The organism is Bellilinea sp. (assembly GCF_034432615.1).
Lineage (GTDB): Bacteria > Chloroflexota > Anaerolineae > Anaerolineales > Anaerolineaceae > Bellilinea.
The window spans coordinates 1-3,962 of record NZ_DAOUBL010000329.1 but is presented as its reverse complement, the minus strand read 5'-3'; the positions used below and the strand labels follow the sequence as shown (position 1 = coordinate 3,962).

5 protein-coding genes are annotated in these 3,962 nt (G+C 53.4%); all 5 read right to left on the bottom strand.

The features are described 5' to 3' along the window. The coding region (locus VAE48_RS14790; RefSeq protein ID WP_322794101.1) for an FAD-dependent oxidoreductase at nt 1–268 on the bottom strand (268 nt) is incomplete at its 3' end. 23 nt (nt 269–291) lie between these two features. Beyond that, a complete protein-coding gene (locus VAE48_RS14785) occupies nt 292–1,062 on the bottom strand; it encodes an SDR family NAD(P)-dependent oxidoreductase (RefSeq protein WP_322794100.1) in 771 nt (256 codons plus the stop codon). A 2-nt stretch (nt 1,063–1,064) separates the two neighbouring features. After that, nucleotides 1,065–1,844: an SIS domain-containing protein gene (locus tag VAE48_RS14780; protein WP_322794099.1), complete on the bottom strand. Its 780-nt coding sequence runs from the start codon at nt 1,842–1,844 to the stop codon at nt 1,065–1,067. 15 nt (nt 1,845–1,859) lie between these two features. After that, on the bottom strand, nt 1,860–2,600 hold the full coding sequence (locus tag VAE48_RS14775) for a GntR family transcriptional regulator (RefSeq protein WP_322794098.1): 741 nt from the start codon (nt 2,598–2,600) through the stop codon (nt 1,860–1,862). A gap of 19 nt (nt 2,601–2,619) precedes the next feature. Next, entirely contained in the window at nt 2,620–3,801 is a 1,182-nt protein-coding gene (locus VAE48_RS14770) for a uroporphyrinogen decarboxylase family protein (RefSeq protein ID WP_322794097.1), read from the bottom strand. Nucleotides 3,802–3,962 lie beyond the last annotated feature (161 nt).

Here is a 3,962-nt window from a genome sequence, read left to right as displayed (position 1 = left end):
CTGCTTTGTGTTTGAGCAATTCCTCAACCACCCAATCCGGTACGCCGCCAACCACCTTGCGCGGATTTGCGCCGGGAGTGAAGAAGCCATAAAAGGTGTCCAGCACCTGCGTACTGATGCCGCCCATGAACCCATAACGTTCAACCAGCGTAACCGATGCGCCAAGACGGGCGGCCGTGATGGCGGCGGTTGCACCCGCCGAACCCGACCCGACCACCAAAATCTCGGCGGGAGGCAGATCTTGCAGGGTAGTGGAATACACGATCATGGTTGTTTTCTCCACGGGCAGTTTTATCGTACCGTCCAGCCGCCGTCCACGGTCAGTACGGCTCCGGTAACAAACCGGGCAGCATCCGAAGCGAGGTACACTGCTGCCCCGGCGACATCTTCGGGTTGGCCGAAATCAGCGGTTAATGGCTGCAAATCGGCCAAGCGCGAGCGAATGGATGGGCTGTACTGGGCGCGCCGGCTCATGGGTGTGGCAATCAAGCCGGGGCAGATCACATTGGCGCGGATACCCTGCGGGGCATAATAAGCAGCGATTGAACGGGTCAGGCTAATTGCGGCCCCTTTACTGGTGGCGTAGGCGTGAGTGGCAAAATCCTCGTCGCCTCCGACCAACCCCAGTACAGATGAGATGACCACGATGGCACCGCTTTGCTGGGGAAGCATTGCCTGAACGGCAAACTTGCAACAGTAGAACAGGCTGTTTAGGTTCAAGTCCAGCGTCTTGTGCCAGCCTTCCAGCGTGCAAGCGTCAACCGGCCCATCCCCCCAGCGCCGGCCCGAACCGCCCGCCACATTCACCAGGATGTCAAACCGGTGAAACTGGCTGAGTACCTGTAAGGTTGCCTCTTCCACCCGGGATGGATTGGTGACATCCACCTGCACACTTGTGGTGTTGGAAGGAAAGGCGCAGGAAGCGCAGGTTTCCTGTGCGGCTGATAGGTTGATGTCCCAACCAATGACCTGAGCGCCTTCTTTGGAAAATGCCCGGGCAATGGCTGCGCCAATGCCGCTGCCTGCACCGGTGATGACAGCAACTTTATCTTTCAACTGCATGATTAACACCCATATACTTTGCGCACCCGGGCGCGGTAGTCATCATAACAGGCGTCAAAACGCTTTTTTGATTCTTCCCGGCCGAGAAAGTAGCTGCTGGTCAGGACAATCGGCGGCTTGCCCATCGCGGTCAGTTTTTCGGCAATGCGGCACTTGAGCGCGTTGGTGATTGCTGCGGCGCCAATGGTGGATCCAGGGCCAACCGGGTCTTCCAATCCCTCAACACGCACCATGGCGTCACCGGCGGGGGTGCAGTTATCAATAACGATATCGGCGATTTCGGTCAGTTTTTTACCGCTGGAATGTGATGCCGGGCTGGCCTGACAATGATCCACCGAAACGACGGCGATCACCGGCATGTTCAATCGTTTGGCTTCCAAAGCCACATCAATGATTACTTCATTCACGCCGCTGTTCGAGAAAATTAGAAAACAGTCCGGTGGAGAAAAGACAAAGTTGCGCAAAATAATCTGACCCAGCCCTTCAACATGTTCTAAAAACATGGCCTGTCGCTGCCCGTTAGAGCCGACCACCAGGTTGTGAAAGGTAAGCGACAATTCGACAATCGGGTGGAAGCCGGGAAAACTGCCATGACGGGGGAACATTTCTTCCACAAATATGCGCGAATGACCGCTGCCAAACATGTGCACCAGTCCATCACCGGCAATGGTTTGTGCACATTGCTTTGCAGCAAGTTCAATATTTTTCATCTGAGTCTGTTGAATGCGGGTCAGGATGCTCTGAGCTTGATTCAGGTATTCAAATGCGGCGTTGGGTTGCATTTCATTCCTCGTTGATTAACGAATCTGGGTAATGCTGTATTCGTAACGGTCAGCGCGGTAGTAGCTGGTGGAATACTCAATCAAATCGCCTTCCTCAACGTAAGTTGCCGTGCCGACATACAGTAAGGGGGCGCACTCTTCGACCTCCAGGATATCGGCACGATACCCATCGGCGGCTACAGCACGAACCACAATATCCATGCGCTTGATCATCAGCGCATAGCGGTTGGTGAGTACTTCAAAGAGGGATTGATTGGTAAAGTCTACGTTTTCAATTCCCGGGCAGCGTTCGGTCAGGATAATGGAGACCTGATGACAGATCAGTTCGTTATCCCCAAAGCGCAGCCGCTCCAGAATGACACAGGGAGCGCCTTTGACTTTTTCAAGTACCGGAACGTTTTCCATCGTAACGGTGGAGGGTTCACAGCGCAGCACTTTGGAGGACGGTACCCGTCCCATCTCGCGCATTTGCTGGCTGAAACTACGGTCAAGGAAAAATTGAATGCTGGGAATATCACGGACAAAGGTGCCCCGGCCGGGGTAACGCTCGACCAGATTTTCGTCCACCAGTCGCCCAATAGCCTGACGAACGGTCTGCCTTCCAACGTTATAAGCCTGACAGATTTCCAGTTCCGGGGGTAACATGCTACCCGGTTTGAGCACCCCGCGCTGAATCATGCGGCGCAGGTCGAGATAAATCTGATAATACAACGGGATGGGGTTGTGCGGGTCAACGGTTGAGTAAGGTAGGCTCATGGCATCCTTTCAAATTTCTTTATCCATTTGGTGTTTGACTTGTTGTAGAAAGCGAGATGGGATATTTTCCCAGGAGGTGAGCGGCCTCAAACAGTGTCACCACATTCTCAGGCGGGATGTCTGCCTGTAGATGGTTGGCTGGCGCCAGAATGTACCCGCCATTTTCCGCCAGCTGACTCAGGCGCATTTTTACTTCCTTGATCACATCCTCGCGGCTGCCAAGCATGGCATGGCTGATATCAATGCCCCCCAGAAAACTGATCTGTTCTCCAAACTGGCGTTTGATTTGGGGGAGATCACTAGCCGGCAACGGTTCAAGCGGATGAAGGACATCCACACCCAGCTCGATAAAGTCGGGAATTAAGCGGCTGATGGCTCCATCGCTGTGCAGCATAATTTTGATCTCCGGTTTGTGCTCACGGATGGTCTTGATCATTCGTTCCAGGCAAGGTTTGATGAAACGGCGGAACATGTTCGGCGAGAGAATTAGACCGGTATTGCCGGCGTAGTCGTCGCCGGGCAGTTCAATCATATCGAACCATTTGCCGCCCGCCCGCATGGCAGCATCCAGCAGCCCTTCCAGCATGGCGGTGATACGGTCTAGCAGTGCCTGGGCGAATTCGGGATGCTCAATCAAGTCAGTGAGAAAATTCTCGGTACCGCGCAAGTCGCAGGCGGTTTGAAAAGGGCCATGTGAGGCTACCATGCGCATGACGACAAAATAAGGGGTGCTGGTTTGTAATTCTTCAGCTCGTTGAGCAACCCCATGCATCCAGGAAGGATCGTGTGGATTGGGCCAGTGTACCAGCCGCTCGATATCCTCCAATTCGGTGGTTTCGCGTAAAAGACCGCTGCCGGCATAGTAATACGGCAAGGCTCGTTTCCAGATTTGACCGAATGAATCGTAAAAGGTATTTTCATCTTCACCGGGAATCACGGGACTGTTGGGCAATTGGGCAGGCCAGCAGTAGCGCAAATCCGTTTCCAGCCGGCTTAAGAGACGGTCATCCATGTAGGAAATGTTGTGTCCTTTACGGAAGGGGGTAACCGGTTGACCAAGTTGTAAATGATTCAGCAGGCGAAAATAAAGATCATCCACCAGACCATAGGGGCCGCCACCCAGAGCGGTGGGGATCCGGTCGGGTGTTTCATGGCGAAGGGCAGAATAAACGCGCTGGCGGGGAAGCATGGTTGTGGGCACAGGCAAACCTCTAAAAGCGATTGTTCAAATGTGCGTACAATAAATCAATTTTAGCCGATATTGGGCGGAAAAGCAAGTGTTAGGAATAGTTGAAAAGTGGACACTTATAAAGTTGAAAAGTGGACAGTTGTGGGAAGGGTGGAAATAAAGTTCAAAAGTGG

Coding starts and splice junctions, on each gene's coding strand:
- VAE48_RS14785 (WP_322794100.1), bottom strand. CDS start 1,062: ATGCAGTTGAAAGATAAAGTTGCTGTCATCACCGGTGCAGGCAGCGGC.
- VAE48_RS14780 (WP_322794099.1), bottom strand. CDS start 1,844: ATGCAACCCAACGCCGCATTTGAATACCTGAATCAAGCTCAGAGCATC.
- VAE48_RS14775 (WP_322794098.1), bottom strand. CDS start 2,600: ATGAGCCTACCTTACTCAACCGTTGACCCGCACAACCCCATCCCGTTG.